Below are 13,404 nucleotides of genomic sequence, written 5' to 3' on the forward strand. Positions count from 1 at the left end.
CACAAATTATGTGCGCTAATTGTCATCGAGCCGCTAAGGGCCGCATCGATACTGGCGGCATGCCAGAGCCCGGCGTCACGCAACCGCAAGACTCAGCCAACATTGATCGCTTAGCATTCTGCGGCCTCGGCGTTCACGAGGTCGGGGAATTCCTTGATGAGGCGTGTCGCAGGCAGGCCGATGATAGTGTCAAGGGCGCCGTCGTAGTGGTCAACGAGCGCCGCCCCCTCACCTTGGATGGCGTAGGCGCCGGCCTTGTCGAAGGACTCGCCCTTGCGCAGGTAGTCGGTGATTTCCTCGTCGGTCAGGTCGCGGAAGGTCACATGGCTTATGTCGGCGAAGGTGCGGAAGCCTAGCGACACGTCCTCGGCATTAGGGGCGGCCACCATCCAGACGGACACGGCCGTGATGACCTCGTGGGTGCGGCCGGACAGCTGACGCAGCATGTGCTTGCCGTCGGAGGCGCTGCGGGGCTTGCCGAAGATCTTGCCGTCGAGAACCACCATGGTGTCGGCGCCGATGACGATGAGCATGCCGGTGTAGTTCTCGGCCAGCACCTCCTGAATGACCGCGCCGGCCTTGCGCTCGGCGAGCTTCTTGGCGGCCTCTTCGGGGTCGGCGGCCAAATCGGGCTCCAGCGACTCGTCCACCGGCGTCACGGGAGTGCGCACCGTGAACTTCACGCCGGCCGCATTCAGAAGCTCGCGGCGGCGCGGGCTGTTGGAGGCGAGGATCACCTCAAAGCTAGGCGCAGCCGCAACTTCCGCTTCCTCTTCCACAGCCTGCTTCAGCTCGTCGGCGACCACCTTCGCGGCAACTTCGTTGGCAAGTTCGTCAGTTCTCTCAGTCATGCTTCTTCCTTCTTGCTCGGAAATAGGCCATGGGCTCCACGAGGACACCCCGCTTGTTCACGCTCACGGCCAGATCATACTGGATATTGGCCACATACCCGCTGTTGGGCGCGCCATTCGCGAAGCCAGCGAGCACGGCTTCCACGCTAGCGGCTTCCACCCGCGCATCCGGGCCGAGCATCGCTTCCAAAAGACGCAGCACCGCGCGACGCTGCAGCGGGCGCTCCGCTTTTCCAAAAGCGGGCAGAAGGCGGAAGCCCTCGGAGCGGTCGATGCCGAAGGTGTCGTCCTCGGCCACCCATTCCGTGGACTCCTCGGCCAGCTTTTCGGCCATGTTCTGCAGCATGTCGTCCTCGTCGGCGATGAGGTTCATCGAGCGGGTCAGCACCTCGGGCAGCGCACTGTTCCATTCCTTGGCCACCGGCACGATCTTGTGGCGCACATAGGCGCGGAAGCGGTCGGTGTGGGCGTTGGTGGCGTCCTCGCGCCAGAGCGCGCCGGACTCATCGCGCACCACGGTCTCCCCCGCCGCCTCGCGAGCGGAGAGGTAGTCGTGCAGCTCGTCGCGGGTGATGTCGAGCAGGGGACGCACCACGGGTCCGTTGCGGTAGAGCATGCTGCGGAAGCCGCCCGGACCGGTGCCCACGATGGAGCGCATGTAGAAGTTCTCGATGCGGTCGTCGGCGGTATGGGCCGTGAAGATGCGCGCCTCGGAGAGGGGGCGTCCCTCGTGCTGGCACATCGAGCGCAGCGCCTCGTTGGCGGCCAGGTAGCGCTCGCGCCGGGCCACGGCTTCCACGTTCTCGCGGCTGCGCTCGGCTTCGGCAGCGATGTCGATGGAGCAGATGAACAGCGGGATGTCCAGCGCCTCGGCCAAAGCCGCCACGAAGCGCTCGTCGGCATCGGCGTCCTCGCCGCGCAACTGGTGGTTCACGTGCAGCATGGCCACCGGTCCCACATCGCCCGCCTCGCGCAGGGCAGCGCCCAAATACGCCAGCGCCGTGGAATCGGAGCCGCCGGACACCATGAGCAGCACAGCGGCATCGGGCGCCACCAAGTCGTGAGCTGCGATGGCGGCACGGGCCTTTTCGAGGGTTCCTTCAATCAAGTCAGTCATTTTCCCTTCCTTCTTCTTGCAACTCACCGGGGCCGGGGCGCGGGGTAATGCTCAGTCGCTCAAACAGTCCTCGCTCGGCGAAACAGCCCACTGGGCTGTTTCGTTCGCTGCGGAACTCGCTTGGCGAGCACCACCCCGTGCCCCTCCGCGCCTGTCTTCCCGTTCCAGCATGACGATGGATTCTACGTGGTCGGTGTGGGGGAACATGTCCACCGACCGGATGGCGCGCATCTCGTAGCCGCTCTTCACCAGCTGGCGCACGTCGCGGGCCTGGGTTGCGGGGTTGCACGAGATGTAGACGATGCGCTCGGGGGCAAGCGCCGCGGCGCCCGCGAGGAACTCGGGCGTGGAACCGGCCCGCGGCGGATCCATGAGCAGGACGAGGGGCTGCGGACGCTCTTCCGATGCTGCAAGCTCCTTCATGAAAGCGGTGGCGTCCTGCGCCACGAACTCGGCGTTTTCCACACCGTTGTGGCGGGCGTTGTTGGCGGCGTCGCGGATGGCCGCCTCCACGGAATCGACGCCGATAACGCGGGCCGCCCCACGGCTCGCGGCCACCAGCCCAATGGTGCCTGTGCCGCAATAGGCGTCGATAACCGTCTCGACGCCCGTAAGATTCGCCAAGCGGATGGCCTCGTCGTAAAGCACCTCGGTCTGCGTGGCGTTCACCTGGTAGAACGACTGCGACGAGATGCGGAACGTGAGTCCGCACAGCGTGTCCAAGATGAATCCGGGGCCGAAGAGCACGCGCTCCTTGTCGCCCAAGATGACATTGGTCTGGCGCGCGTTCACGTTCTGCACGATGGTGGTCACCTCGGGCACGCGGCGCGCAAGCTCGCGGCAGAAGGCCTTCGACGCGGGAAACTCCTCGCCGTTGGTCACCACGGTGACGAGCACTTCTCCGCTCTTATGGCCCACGCGCACCACGGCGTGGCGCACGAAGCCGGCGCCGGTGTCCTCGTTGTAGGGCTCCATGTTCCAGCGGGCCATGATGTCGCGGATGGCGAGCGTCACCTTCTTGGCCGTCTCGTTTTCGATAGCGCACGTATCGGTGGGAATGAGCCGGTGGGTGCCGGTCTCGTACATGCCCGTGAGGATGTCGGCGCGGGCGAGCTTGGCATCCTTTCCCTTGCGCTTTGCGCCCTTGGCCGGGGCATAAGGGGAGATCACCTTGTTACGGTAATGGAAAGGGTCGTCCATTCCCAGGATGGGCAGCAAGGCGCCAGCGGGGGCGATGCCTTCGAAAAGAGCGGCCACCTGCTGCTCCTTCGCAAGCAGCTGATCCGCATAGGAGACATCAAGCCGGCTGCAGCCGCCGCAGCGCCCGAAGGCGGGACAGAGGGCGCACGCCGAGCCCTTTCCCGCAGCCTTGGTGGTCTGGGACAAGGGGCGACCAAGGTCGCCCCCTACGGGGGGCTTTGACGCTCGTCGCGCCCCCTTCCCCCTACGCGCCTGGGGCAGGGGGCGACCGAGGTTGCCCCCTGCGGGATCGGCCCCGGAGCGTTTAAGGCGCGGCCGGTTGGCCCGGAGCGCTTTGGGTTTGGCGGGGCGGTTACTGGTGCGTTTCGGGTTGTTGTCATGTTTTCTCGTCATGGCCTCATTTTGACATAATGGGGCCACAGGAAAAGGAGGCACTTATGAACTTCATCATTCGCTGGATCGTCACCGCCATCTCCGTCGCCGCCGCCGTGTGGCTCGTGCCGGGCATCGAGATCTTGAGCAACAGCGCATCCTGGGTGGGCATCGTGTTCTTCGCACTCATTCTGTCGCTCATCAACATGTCCATCAAGCCGATTCTGCAGATCCTCTCGCTGCCGGTGACCGTGCTCACCCTGGGCATCTTCTATCTCGTGGTGAACACGCTTCTGCTCTACATCGCCGCATGGCTCGCCAACGGGCTGTTCGGCGCCGGCTTCTACATCGCCAGCTTCGGCAGCGCCTTTGTGGCCTCCATCGTCATCTCGCTGGTGTCCGCCCTCGTCAACGGCCTCATCGGCAACGACGCGTAATCTCAGCTGCAGCCCCCAGCGCTTGCGGCAACCCGTAGCCAGAGAGGGCATTTTGCCAGGCACCCCAGCGTGTTCCGACATTTTCAGGCCTCGGGCTACGGGTCTTTTTCTGCGCCAAGCATATCAAAAGACGCTGACCAGGCGTTTCTCTGAGAAAGAAAAAGTTAAATGATGTTTACACCGTAGCCCGGGAGGGGATAATGCCAGACTTGTTGGAGAGAGCTGGCAAAATCCCCTCTCGGGCTACGTTTTCGAGACTCTTACCATCGGCGCAACCCCTTCGCGCGCCGCCTCATCGCATGCGTCGCCCTACTCCGAGCGCAGGGCCTCGACCGGGTCTTTGCGGGCGGCGGCCATGGCGGGGAACAGGCCGGCGACAAACGACAGGAACACGCTGATGGCCACGAGGATCGCTCCGGCCACCGGCGGCAGCATGGCGATGTCGGGCACGTCCAAAAGCCCGTACACAATGGCGTTGACCGGAATGCACACGAGCGCCACCACCCCTACGCCGATAAGGCCCGCCGTCAGGCCCTCGATGATGGTCTCGGCGTTGAACACCCGCGAGATGTCACCCTTGCTCGCGCCGATGGCGCGCAGGATGCCGATCTCCTTCTTGCGCTCGAGCACCGAGATGTAGGTGATGATGCCGATCATGATGGACGACACCACGAGCGATATGGCCACGAACGCGATGAGCACGTAGCTGATCATGTCCACGATCGTCGTGACCGATTTCATGAGCGTGCCCACGAAATCCGTGTAGGAGACTTTCTTGTCGTCCTGCCCCGAGGCCACCATGCGGTCGTTGTAGTCGTCCAGAATGGCGATGACCTGCTGCTTGTCCTCGAAGTTGTCCGGGTAGATGTCGATCTGCGAGGGCTTCGAGAGCTCCGCGTAGCCCAACTTGCTCAGGTTCGCATCGAAGGACCGCGTCCCATTGCTCATGAGCGACATGATGAGCTCGGTCAGCTCCTCTTCGGTCATCTTCATTTGGAAGGCGTTCTGGAAAGCGCCGGTATCCACGGACATGGCCAGAGGAATGCTCGCCGCCATGTCGCCCATCACCTTCTGCACCGAGGCCTGGGTCTTGGCGGTGATCGTGGCCATGACCTGCTCCATGTAGGCTTTCATGGAAGATTCCAGGGCTGCGGAGATCTTCGTTGCCATCTCCTTCTGCAGGGCGTTGGCATCGACGATCTGCGCCGCGTACTGCCCCATAATGGCCTGCAGCTCGGGGCTTTGGGCGTAGGACTCCAGCGTCGACTGCGCCAGCGTCTGGAAGTCCGGCGGCGTGCCCGACGCCGCGGCCTGGGCATAGGCGGCGCCGAGGGCCTGGGTGTAGCCGGCCAACGCCGCGCCCATCATCTCGCCCATGGCGTCGCTGTTGAAGGCGGAGGTCACATCCAGGTTCAACGCACTTGCATCGAGCCCGGGCATCGCCGGCAGATCGCTCGCCGACATCCCCTCGCCCAGCGCGCTCGTGTCCATGTTCAGCTTCGACTCATCGAACTTGAAGGCGTTCTGCAGCGCCTCCTCGTCGATGCTGAACAGGTTCTCCATAGAGAAATCCGAGCCCGATTCCTCTTCCTCGGTGAACTCCTTGCCGTTGAACACGTCGATGGTCGGGTAATTCAGCTGCTCCTGCACGATGGCGGTCTCGGAGGCCTGCTCGATCAGATGGCGCGTCAGCTCGGGCGTGTAGTAGATGCCCATAGAAAGCGCCGTGGCCTTCGCGTCCGGTCGCGGCTGCACAATGCCGACGATCTTCAGCTCCTCGCCGGCGTCCACGAGCCCCTTCATGTACTCCTCGTCGCCGGTTTTGTCGACCCAGACCTTGTTCTCCTCGTCATAGGTGTAGAAGTCGGCGGCGGGCACCATCTTCAGCGACACGCCCATGATGTCGTCGTAGGTGAAGGTGAGGTCGTCGTCGGGGCTTTCCACGTCTTCCTCGTTCATAAATTGGTCGATCATATCCTCCAGCACCGCATGGTCGCGCAAGCCCAGCGCGTAGCTCACCAGATCGGGAACCGTGCCGTTCGCCGTCAGCACGACGACGCACTCGTTGTAGGCGGAAGGCCACCGGCCCGCCTTCACGTCGTACTGCTCTTCCACAATGGCGGTGTTGCCCATCATCTCGCTGAACACATCGGTGGAGTACATGGACGACATGAGCGCGTTGGACGAACCGGAGCCCATACCGAAGGCGGAGAACGTCGTGTCCGGATTGATCTGGCGCACCCCGTCCTCGGTGTTGCCGTCGAAGATCTGGGGCACCACGTTGTAGGAGTACTCGATGGAGTTCACGTAGCTGTTGATGTCGCCGCCGTTCTCGTCGAGGAACAGCTTGAGCGAGGCGAGGTCGTTGTTCTCCAGGCTTGCGAACATATCGGTGACCATGCGCGTCTCGGGCACGTTGCCGTCGGCGGCCGGGTCGTTCTCGTCCCCGTTCTTGCCACCTTGAAGGCCCATTTCCGCAAGCGGGTCGTCGCCGGTGCCCTCGCCCGTCGCATCTCCCCCGTCGCCCGTGCTCCCATCGGCGGCCATGCCCATGAGCGCCGTCATGTCGAAGCCCGTGGACATGATCTGCAGCGGGTACACCGACAGCGTCTCCTCCTCGGTGCGCTCGATGTAGTTGTCCACGCCGTTGGCGAGCGCGAGTATGGCCGCAATGCCGATGATGCCGATGGAGCCGGCGAAGGCCGTCATGATGGTGCGGCCCTTCTTGGTCATAAGGTTGTTCGCCGACAGCGCGAGCGCCGTGGGAAAGCTCATCGAGGTCTTGCGGATGGGCTTGCGCGAGGCGTGCATCTCCTCTTCCGTGGGGAAGTAGGGATCGGTATCCGAGCGGATGACGCCGTCGGCGAGGTTCACCGTGCGCGTGGCGTACTCGGCCGCCAGCTCCGGGTTGTGGGTGACCATGATGACCAGGCGATCCTTGGCGATCTGCGTGAGCAGGTCCATGATCTGCACGGAAGTATGGGAATCCAGGGCGCCGGTGGGCTCGTCGGCCAGCACGATCTCCGGGTCGTTGATGAGCGCGCGGGCAATGGCCACCCGCTGCATCTGGCCGCCCGAGAGCTGGCTCGGCTTCTTGTTCAAGTGCTCGGTCAGGCCCACGGATGCCAGGGCCTCCTTGGCGCGGCGCGTGCGCTCGGCCTTCCCCACGCCCGAGAGCGTCAGCGCCAGCTCCACGTTCTGCAGGATGGTCTGGTGCGGAATGAGATTGTAGCTTTGGAACACGAACCCGATGCGGTTGTTGCGGAAGGTGTCCCAGTCGCGATCCTTGTAGCGGTGGGTGGAGATGCCGTCGACGATCATGTCGCCGGAGTCGTAGTGATCCAGGCCGCCCATCACGTTCAAAAGCGTCGTCTTGCCCGAGCCCGACGGGCCCAGAATCGCCACGAACTCGTTGTCGCGGAACGAGATGGAGACGTCGTTCAAGGCCACCTGGGTGAAGTCGCCCGTCGTGTAGGACTTGCAGATATTCTTGAGCTGCAGCATGCGCGCATTCCCTTTCCTTCAATTCTCGGGAGCCATTATGAAGGTGCGGCGGTGCGCGCCGCCTGGCGCTTTCGTTAAATGCGGGTTATTTGCATAGATTTGCCACGAAGATTAAGGGTTTTCGCGGTATCCTGTCTTGCGGTTCACCAAGAAGCGTCGGCGTTCCCCGCCGGCTGCGCGGGTGCGGGCCCCACGCCCAACGCCCCGTTGCGCCAGGCGGCATCGCGCCGACCAACGAGAAAGGATTTTCATGGACGCCAAGGTCTACGAGCTCATCAACGACCAGATCAACAAGGAGCTGTACTCCGCCTACCTGTACCTCTCCTTCGCCGACTACTACGAGGAGGAGGGCCTGTCCGGCTACGCTAACTACTTCGAGATCCAGGCTCAGGAAGAGCGCGATCACGCGATGATCTTCCGCAACTACCTGCATGAGAACGGCGAGGCCGTGAAGCTTCTGGCCATCGACATGCCCGACAAGACCTTCGCGAACTTCCTGGAGCCGCTCGAGGCCGCCATGGAGCACGAGAAGTACGTGACCTCGCTCATCAACGACATCTACGCCGCGGCGCTCGAGGCCCACGACTACCGCGCCCAGAAGTTCCTCGGCTGGTTCATCGACGAGCAGCTGGAGGAAGAGGACAACGCCGACACCATGATCACCAACATGAAGCTGTTCGGCGGCGACCCGAAGGGCCTGTACGACCTGGATCAGGCCTGCGCCGCCCGCATCTACACCGTGCCGAGCCCCCTGGCCGGCAAGTAGGCCGCCGAGCTTGCCACCCTTGGAACGCATCCTGTTACATGCTTGCTGCGGACCGTGCTCCTTGGAGCCGGTCCGCATTTTGCGCTCGGAAGGGGTGGAACCCGTCGTGTTCTACGCGAACTCGAACATCCACCCTGCCGAGGAATACGCCCGCCGCCTGGCTACCCTGCGCGAATGGGCCGCGGACGCCGACGTGGAAGTCGTGGAAGGCGCCTACGACCCCGAGGCTTGGGAGGCCACTGCCGGCCGCATAGGCGACGCTGCCGAAGCCAAGTTCGGCGTCATCGCCAACGAAGAAGGCGATCTTGAGGAGGAAGCCCTCTTTGGGGCAAATCCCGTAGGGGGCGACCTTGGTCGCCCCTCATCAAGCAAGTCAACCGTGCTCGATGAGGGCGGCGCAAGCCCCGCCCCTACGGAAGGGCGTACGACAGCGCGTCGGGCCCGCGAGGCCCGCTGCCGGGCTTGCTACCGCCTGCGCTTTGAAGAAGCCGCGCACTACGCCCGCGAGCACGGCTTCGCTGCCCTTGGCACCACGCTTTCGGTGAGCCCCTACCAGTACACCCGCATCATCCGCGAAGAGCTGGAGCGCGCCTGCGCCCGCGAGGGCATCAAGGCCTGCTTCGCAGACTACCGCCCCTTCTACGACGAGGCCACCCGGCGCTCGCGCGAGGGCGGCATGTACCGCCAGAACTACTGCGGCTGCCGCTTCTCCGACGCCGAGGCCGCCGCCGAGCGCGAAGAGCGTCGCGCCGCCCGACGAGCCGCCCGCGAAGCGGAGCTTGCAGCCCATGCCGACAAGCGCGCTGCCGCCGAAGCCGAACGCGCCCGCACCCGCGCCGAGAAGCAGGCCTACGCCGACAAGCAGGCCAAAAAGCGCGCCATTCTCAAAGCCCTGCGCGAGCAGCAGTAGCCGCATCTCTCGTGGCGTCTTGCCGTGATTTGCCTTTCTCCTACGGTTTGCCTATCGTTGTCTGGGAAGCCTGACCAATGGTCTATGATGCGGTGATCTATCCGCACGCGAAGGAGGAGCGATGCCCAACATTCGCCTAACCCATCCCGAGCTCTCCCCCAACGCCGCTGCGGCGGCGGCCAAGGTGTCGCCCGAAATTCGGGAACTCATCAAGCGCTCCGGCAAAAAGCCCGTGCGCGAGTACACCTTGGGCGAGGAGATCTTCAACGCCGTCACCCATGGCGTAGGGGCGGGCCTGGCCGTGGCGGCCCTCGTGCTTCTCATCGTGAAGTCGGTGGCCGATGGCGGCGGCATCCTTTTAGCAGCGGCCCTCGTGTACGGCATCGCGCAGTTGCTGGAGTACCTTATGTCCACGCTGTACCACGCGCTGGCAGCAGAACGCGCCAAACGCGTGTTCAAAGTGCTCGACCATTCCGGCATCTACCTGCTCATCGCCGGTACCTACACCCCTTACTGCCTCATCACCTTGGGACATGTGGGCGGCATCTGGCTCGCCGCCTTCGTCTGGGCCGTCTCACTTGTCGGCATCGCCTTTGAAGCCTTCTGGACCTACCGTCCCCGTTGGATATCGGCCGTGCTTTACGTGGCGCTCGGCTGGTCCATCGTGTTCTTCATCCCGACGCTGTTCGCCGAGCTGGCCCCCGCAGGCTTCTGGCTCTTGGTTGCCGGCGGCATCAGCTATACCGTGGGCGCCGTGTTCTACATCTTCAAAAAGGTGCGTTACATGCACTCGATTTTTCACCTGTTCGTGCTGGCCGCCAGCTGCCTGCAGTTCTTCAGCGTGTATTTCTTCGTGATTTAGCGCTGCAGCTACTCGGTGTGCGCGGCGCGCAGGGCGGCGATTTCGCGGCCCCAGCCGGAAAGATCGTCCTGAGGCGTTTCCAGGAAGAAGGGCAGATCGCGTAGGGCCGGGTGGTTCGTCACGGCAGCGAGCGCGTCAAAGCCGATGCAGCCCTCGCCGATGGGGGCGTGGCGGTCCTTGTGGGCGCCGAGCGGGTTCTTCGAGTCGTTCAAGTGGATGGCGCGCAGGCGGTCGAGCCCGATCACGCGATCGAACTCCTCCAACACGCCGTCCAGATCGCCGGCGATGTTGTAGCCGCCGTCCCACACGTGGCAGGTGTCCAGGCACACGCCCACTTTCTCGTCCAATTCCACGGCGTCGATGATGGCGGCCAGCTCTTCAAAACGGCCGCCGACCTCCGTGCCCTTGCCTGCCATGGTTTCAAGCAGCAGCGTGGTGGACTGCTCGGGCGTGAGCACCTGGTTCAGCGCGTCGGCGATGAGCGCGATGCCCGCCTCGGCGCCCTGGCCCACGTGGCAGCCCGGGTGCATGTTGTACAGCTGGCCGGGGGTGTTTTCCATACGCATGAGGTCGTCGGTTAAGAGCTCGATGGCAAAGGCGCGCGTCTCGGGCTTGGCCGCTGCCGGGTTCATGGTGTAGGGCGCATGGGCCAGAAACGTCGTGATCCCGTGGGCGCCCGCGAACTCGTGGAACGCAGCCACATCGGCCGGATCGATGGCCTTGGCCTTGCCGCCGCGCGGGTTGCGCGTGAAGAACTGGAACGTGTTCCCATCGATGGAGGCCGCATCCTGGGCCATCTTCAGATACCCCTTGGCGCTGGACAAATGACAACCGATGGTGAACACGGACTCATCCTTTCGACGAAGCTAACGCAGCGCTGGCCAGTATACGCCAACGAGCCGCATCGTCGCGCGCTTTCCAGAAAACCCGTAGCCTCTACAACGCGGGGACGCGATGTCGGAACCGCAATGCGCGTCGCGATATTCTCGCCCTCGCCTGCGAGGCAATCCGAAGTCCGAATTTGGGCAAGAATTTCGAGTTGTTAGACATTTCGATTCATCCAGCACCTGCCAGTAGCGCCGAAAACACCGAAAGAAGCCGCATCCGATGCCTGAAGAGACCTAAATCGTTCCATAAATCCATTTGCCGCACCCCTGAAAGTCTAACAACTCGATTTTTTTGCCACAATCTGTCCTGCAAATTGCTCGAGAAGACCGACGAGGGTCGCAAAGGATCGAGCGAGCGTTCCGCAATCGGAGAAAGAGAGCTTCGCCCCATGACCGAGGGCATGATAGGCATATTCAAGGAGATCATCACGCTGTTCGTCATCGTGGGAGTGGGCTACGCCGCGAAGAGGCTGCGCTTCATGAACGACGAGTTCGACCGCATGCTCTCGAAGCTGGTCATCAACATTGCGTTGCCGGGCATGATCTTGGGCTCGGTGCTCACGGCCACTGAGCTGCCCACACAAGCGGAAGTGTGGTTGTGCCTGGGGCTTTCCGTGGCGAGTACTTTTGTCATGTTCGCCGTGGCCTACGGGTTCACGCTGCTTCTGCGCATTCCCGACGGGCGCCGGGGCGTGTACCGGTTCATGCTCTGCTTCGGCAATGTCGGGTTCATCGGGTATCCGGTGCTCTCGGCCATCTTCGGCCCCGATGCGCTCGTGTACGCCGCCGTGTTCAACCTGCCCTTCAACTTCTTCGTGTTCACCGTGGGCGCATGGTTTCTCACCCAGGATATTGATGGCGACGTAAAGGTGCAAACCAGCTGGCGCACTTTCGTCACACCGGTCATGCTGTCATGCGTGGCGGCGGTGGTTCTCACGCTTGCCGGCATTCACCATGCGCCGATTCTGGGGGAGGCGCTGAACACGCTCGGCTCCATCACCACGCCGGCGGCGCTGCTCATCATCGGCTCGTCGCTCGCGAACCTGCCAGTGCGCGACCTCATCGGCGGTCCGCGCCTGTGGACCTGCTCGGTGTTCCGGCTGATCGTGATGCCGGCCATCATCTGGGCGGTCTTCCACGCATTCGTGCCGGCGGGGCTCATGTTCTCAGTGGCGGTGGTGCTGGCGGGCATGCCGGTGGCCACCAACGGCACCATGCTCTGCTACCAGTACGGCGGCAACTCCCGGGTCATGGCCCAGGGCACCTTCGTCACCACCGTGCTGGCAATAGCGAGCATCCCCATACTGGCAGGGTTCGTGGGAGTGGTTATGTAGGAAGACTACCCCTCGAAGTGCTCGACGGCTTCGGCGAGGTGGTCGATGATGCCGATGGACTGGGGGCACATAGCCTCGCAGGTGCCGCACTGGATGCACTTGGACGCGGGGCCCTCGGCGGCCTGCCAAGAGTAGAGACCCTTGACGAACTCGTTGTCCTCGCAGGTCTTCTCCAGATTCAACAGGTTCATGGCGATGGGGATCTTCACACCCTCGGGGCAGTCCTTCACGCAGTAGCCGCAGTTCGTGCATGGGATGAGATCCACGCTGCGCAGGGCCGCGATGGCGCCGTCGATGGCACCGCGCTCCGCCTCGGTCAGCGGCGCGTGGCTTTGGAAGGTGGCCATGTTGTCCCGCATCTGATCGAGCGTGGAGGCGCCGGCGAGCACCGTGAGCACGCCCGGCAGATCGAGGCAGAAGCGGTAGGCCCAGCTCGCCTGGCTCGCATCGGGATCGGCAGCGGCCAGCACCTCGGCGCCACGCTCGGGCAAGTTCGCCAAACGGCCGCCGCGCACCGGTTCCATGATGATGACGGGCACGCCGTGGGCCGCGGCCACTTCCATGCAGCGGGCAGACTGGGTGACCGGGTCGTCCCAATCCAGGTAGTTTACCTGCAGCTGCACGAAGTCCACCTCGGGATGCGCCGTCAGAATCTCCTCCAGCGTCTCGGGGCCGTCGTGCATGGAGAAGCCGACGTGGCGCACGAGCCCGTCGGCCTTCGCCTTCGCCACGTAGTTCCACATGTCGTACTCGTCGAACTTGGCCGTGCGCGCGCCGCCTAGGTTGTGCAGCAGGTAATAGTCGATGTAGTCGACCCCCAGCCGCTCAAGAGAAGTGGGCAGGCACGCCTGGGCCTCCTCCTTCGTGGGGCACGCCCAGGCCAGACACTTTGTGGCGAGGGTGTAGGCGTCCCGCGGGTAGCGTTCCACGAGCGCCTCGCGCAGAGCCGTCTCAGAGGCGCCGTTGTGGTAGACAAACGCGGTGTCCACGTAGGTACCGCCCTTCGCGATGAACTCGTCCATCATGGCCTTCAGCTGCTCGATGTCGATGGCGGTCACGTCGTCGGGGTCTGCGAGCGGAAGGCGCATGGCACCGAAGCCGAGCTTCGCCACGCCCTCGTAAGATGCGGTCATGAATTCTCCTCTCAATCATTGATGAGGAGAA

The 13,404-nt window shown here is 63.6% G+C and carries 11 protein-coding genes; 5 read left to right on the plus strand and 6 right to left on the minus strand.

The features are described 5' to 3' along the window. Window positions 1-110: 110 nt before the first annotated feature. From GO707_RS03010 to rlmD, 3 genes are read right to left on the minus strand one after another with little or no spacing between them, the layout of a single operon-like run. Window positions 111-851, minus strand: coding sequence for a Maf family protein (locus tag GO707_RS03010; protein WP_114539597.1), 741 nt, complete (start codon window positions 849-851; stop codon window positions 111-113). Next, on the minus strand, window positions 844-1,968 hold the full coding sequence (gene tilS, locus GO707_RS03015) for a tRNA lysidine(34) synthetase TilS (RefSeq protein WP_157012013.1): 1,125 nt from the start codon (window positions 1,966-1,968) through the stop codon (window positions 844-846). The genes GO707_RS03010 and tilS overlap by 8 nt, the downstream gene beginning before the upstream one ends. Before the next feature lie 51 nt (window positions 1,969-2,019). Further along, entirely contained in the window at window positions 2,020-3,354 is a 1,335-nt protein-coding gene (gene rlmD / locus GO707_RS03020; RefSeq protein WP_232325538.1) for a 23S rRNA (uracil(1939)-C(5))-methyltransferase RlmD, read from the minus strand. 251 nt (window positions 3,355-3,605) lie between these two features. Here rlmD and GO707_RS03025 point away from each other — a divergent pair, with 251 nt between their 5' ends. Then, window positions 3,606-3,977, plus strand: a complete 372-nt coding sequence (locus tag GO707_RS03025) for a phage holin family protein (RefSeq protein WP_022740483.1) — start codon at window positions 3,606-3,608, stop codon at window positions 3,975-3,977. Between the two features lie 309 nt (window positions 3,978-4,286). On the opposite strand, the gene GO707_RS03030 is transcribed toward GO707_RS03025, so the two are convergent. Further along, window positions 4,287-7,481: an ABC transporter ATP-binding protein/permease gene (locus tag GO707_RS03030; protein ID WP_114539593.1), complete on the minus strand. Its 3,195-nt coding sequence runs from the start codon at window positions 7,479-7,481 to the stop codon at window positions 4,287-4,289. A gap of 250 nt (window positions 7,482-7,731) precedes the next feature. Between GO707_RS03030 and GO707_RS03035 the strand changes: the two genes are divergently transcribed. From GO707_RS03035 to trhA, 3 genes are all read left to right on the plus strand, one after another. Continuing rightward, window positions 7,732-8,247: a ferritin gene (locus GO707_RS03035; RefSeq protein ID WP_114539592.1), complete on the plus strand. Its 516-nt coding sequence runs from the start codon at window positions 7,732-7,734 to the stop codon at window positions 8,245-8,247. 19 nt (window positions 8,248-8,266) lie between these two features. Beyond that, the gene (locus GO707_RS03040; protein WP_114539591.1) at window positions 8,267-9,157 is read left to right on the plus strand and encodes an epoxyqueuosine reductase QueH; all 891 of its coding nucleotides are present in this window, start codon (window positions 8,267-8,269) and stop codon (window positions 9,155-9,157) included. 121 nt (window positions 9,158-9,278) lie between these two features. After that, window positions 9,279-10,019: a PAQR family membrane homeostasis protein TrhA gene (gene trhA, locus GO707_RS03045; RefSeq protein WP_114539590.1), complete on the plus strand. Its 741-nt coding sequence runs from the start codon at window positions 9,279-9,281 to the stop codon at window positions 10,017-10,019. Between the two features lie 8 nt (window positions 10,020-10,027). Here trhA and GO707_RS03050 read toward each other — a convergent pair whose 3' ends face one another. After that, complete coding sequence (locus GO707_RS03050; RefSeq protein ID WP_114539589.1) at window positions 10,028-10,864, minus strand: deoxyribonuclease IV; 837 nt, start codon at window positions 10,862-10,864, stop codon at window positions 10,028-10,030. 431 nt (window positions 10,865-11,295) lie between these two features. Here GO707_RS03050 and GO707_RS03055 point away from each other — a divergent pair, with 431 nt between their 5' ends. After that, complete coding sequence (locus GO707_RS03055; RefSeq protein WP_114539588.1) at window positions 11,296-12,240, plus strand: AEC family transporter; 945 nt, start codon at window positions 11,296-11,298, stop codon at window positions 12,238-12,240. A gap of 5 nt (window positions 12,241-12,245) precedes the next feature. Here the strand turns inward: GO707_RS03055 and GO707_RS03060 are convergent, their stop codons facing one another. Then, on the minus strand, window positions 12,246-13,373 hold the full coding sequence (locus GO707_RS03060) for an aldo/keto reductase (RefSeq protein WP_157012017.1): 1,128 nt from the start codon (window positions 13,371-13,373) through the stop codon (window positions 12,246-12,248). Between the last annotated feature and the right edge of the window lie 31 nt (window positions 13,374-13,404).

The sequence above is a fragment of the Adlercreutzia rubneri genome, assembly GCF_009755265.1.
Classification (GTDB): domain Bacteria; phylum Actinomycetota; class Coriobacteriia; order Coriobacteriales; family Eggerthellaceae; genus Adlercreutzia; species Adlercreutzia rubneri.

Coding starts and splice junctions, on each gene's coding strand:
- GO707_RS03010 (WP_114539597.1), bottom strand. CDS start 851: ATGACTGAGAGAACTGACGAACTTGCCAACGAAGTTGCCGCGAAGGTG.
- tilS (WP_157012013.1), bottom strand. CDS start 1,968: ATGACTGACTTGATTGAAGGAACCCTCGAAAAGGCCCGTGCCGCCATC.
- GO707_RS03025 (WP_022740483.1), top strand. CDS start 3,606: ATGAACTTCATCATTCGCTGGATCGTCACCGCCATCTCCGTCGCCGCC.
- GO707_RS03030 (WP_114539593.1), bottom strand. CDS start 7,481: ATGCTGCAGCTCAAGAATATCTGCAAGTCCTACACGACGGGCGACTTC.
- GO707_RS03035 (WP_114539592.1), top strand. CDS start 7,732: ATGGACGCCAAGGTCTACGAGCTCATCAACGACCAGATCAACAAGGAG.
- trhA (WP_114539590.1), top strand. CDS start 9,279: ATGCCCAACATTCGCCTAACCCATCCCGAGCTCTCCCCCAACGCCGCT.
- GO707_RS03055 (WP_114539588.1), top strand. CDS start 11,296: ATGACCGAGGGCATGATAGGCATATTCAAGGAGATCATCACGCTGTTC.
- GO707_RS03060 (WP_157012017.1), bottom strand. CDS start 13,373: ATGACCGCATCTTACGAGGGCGTGGCGAAGCTCGGCTTCGGTGCCATG.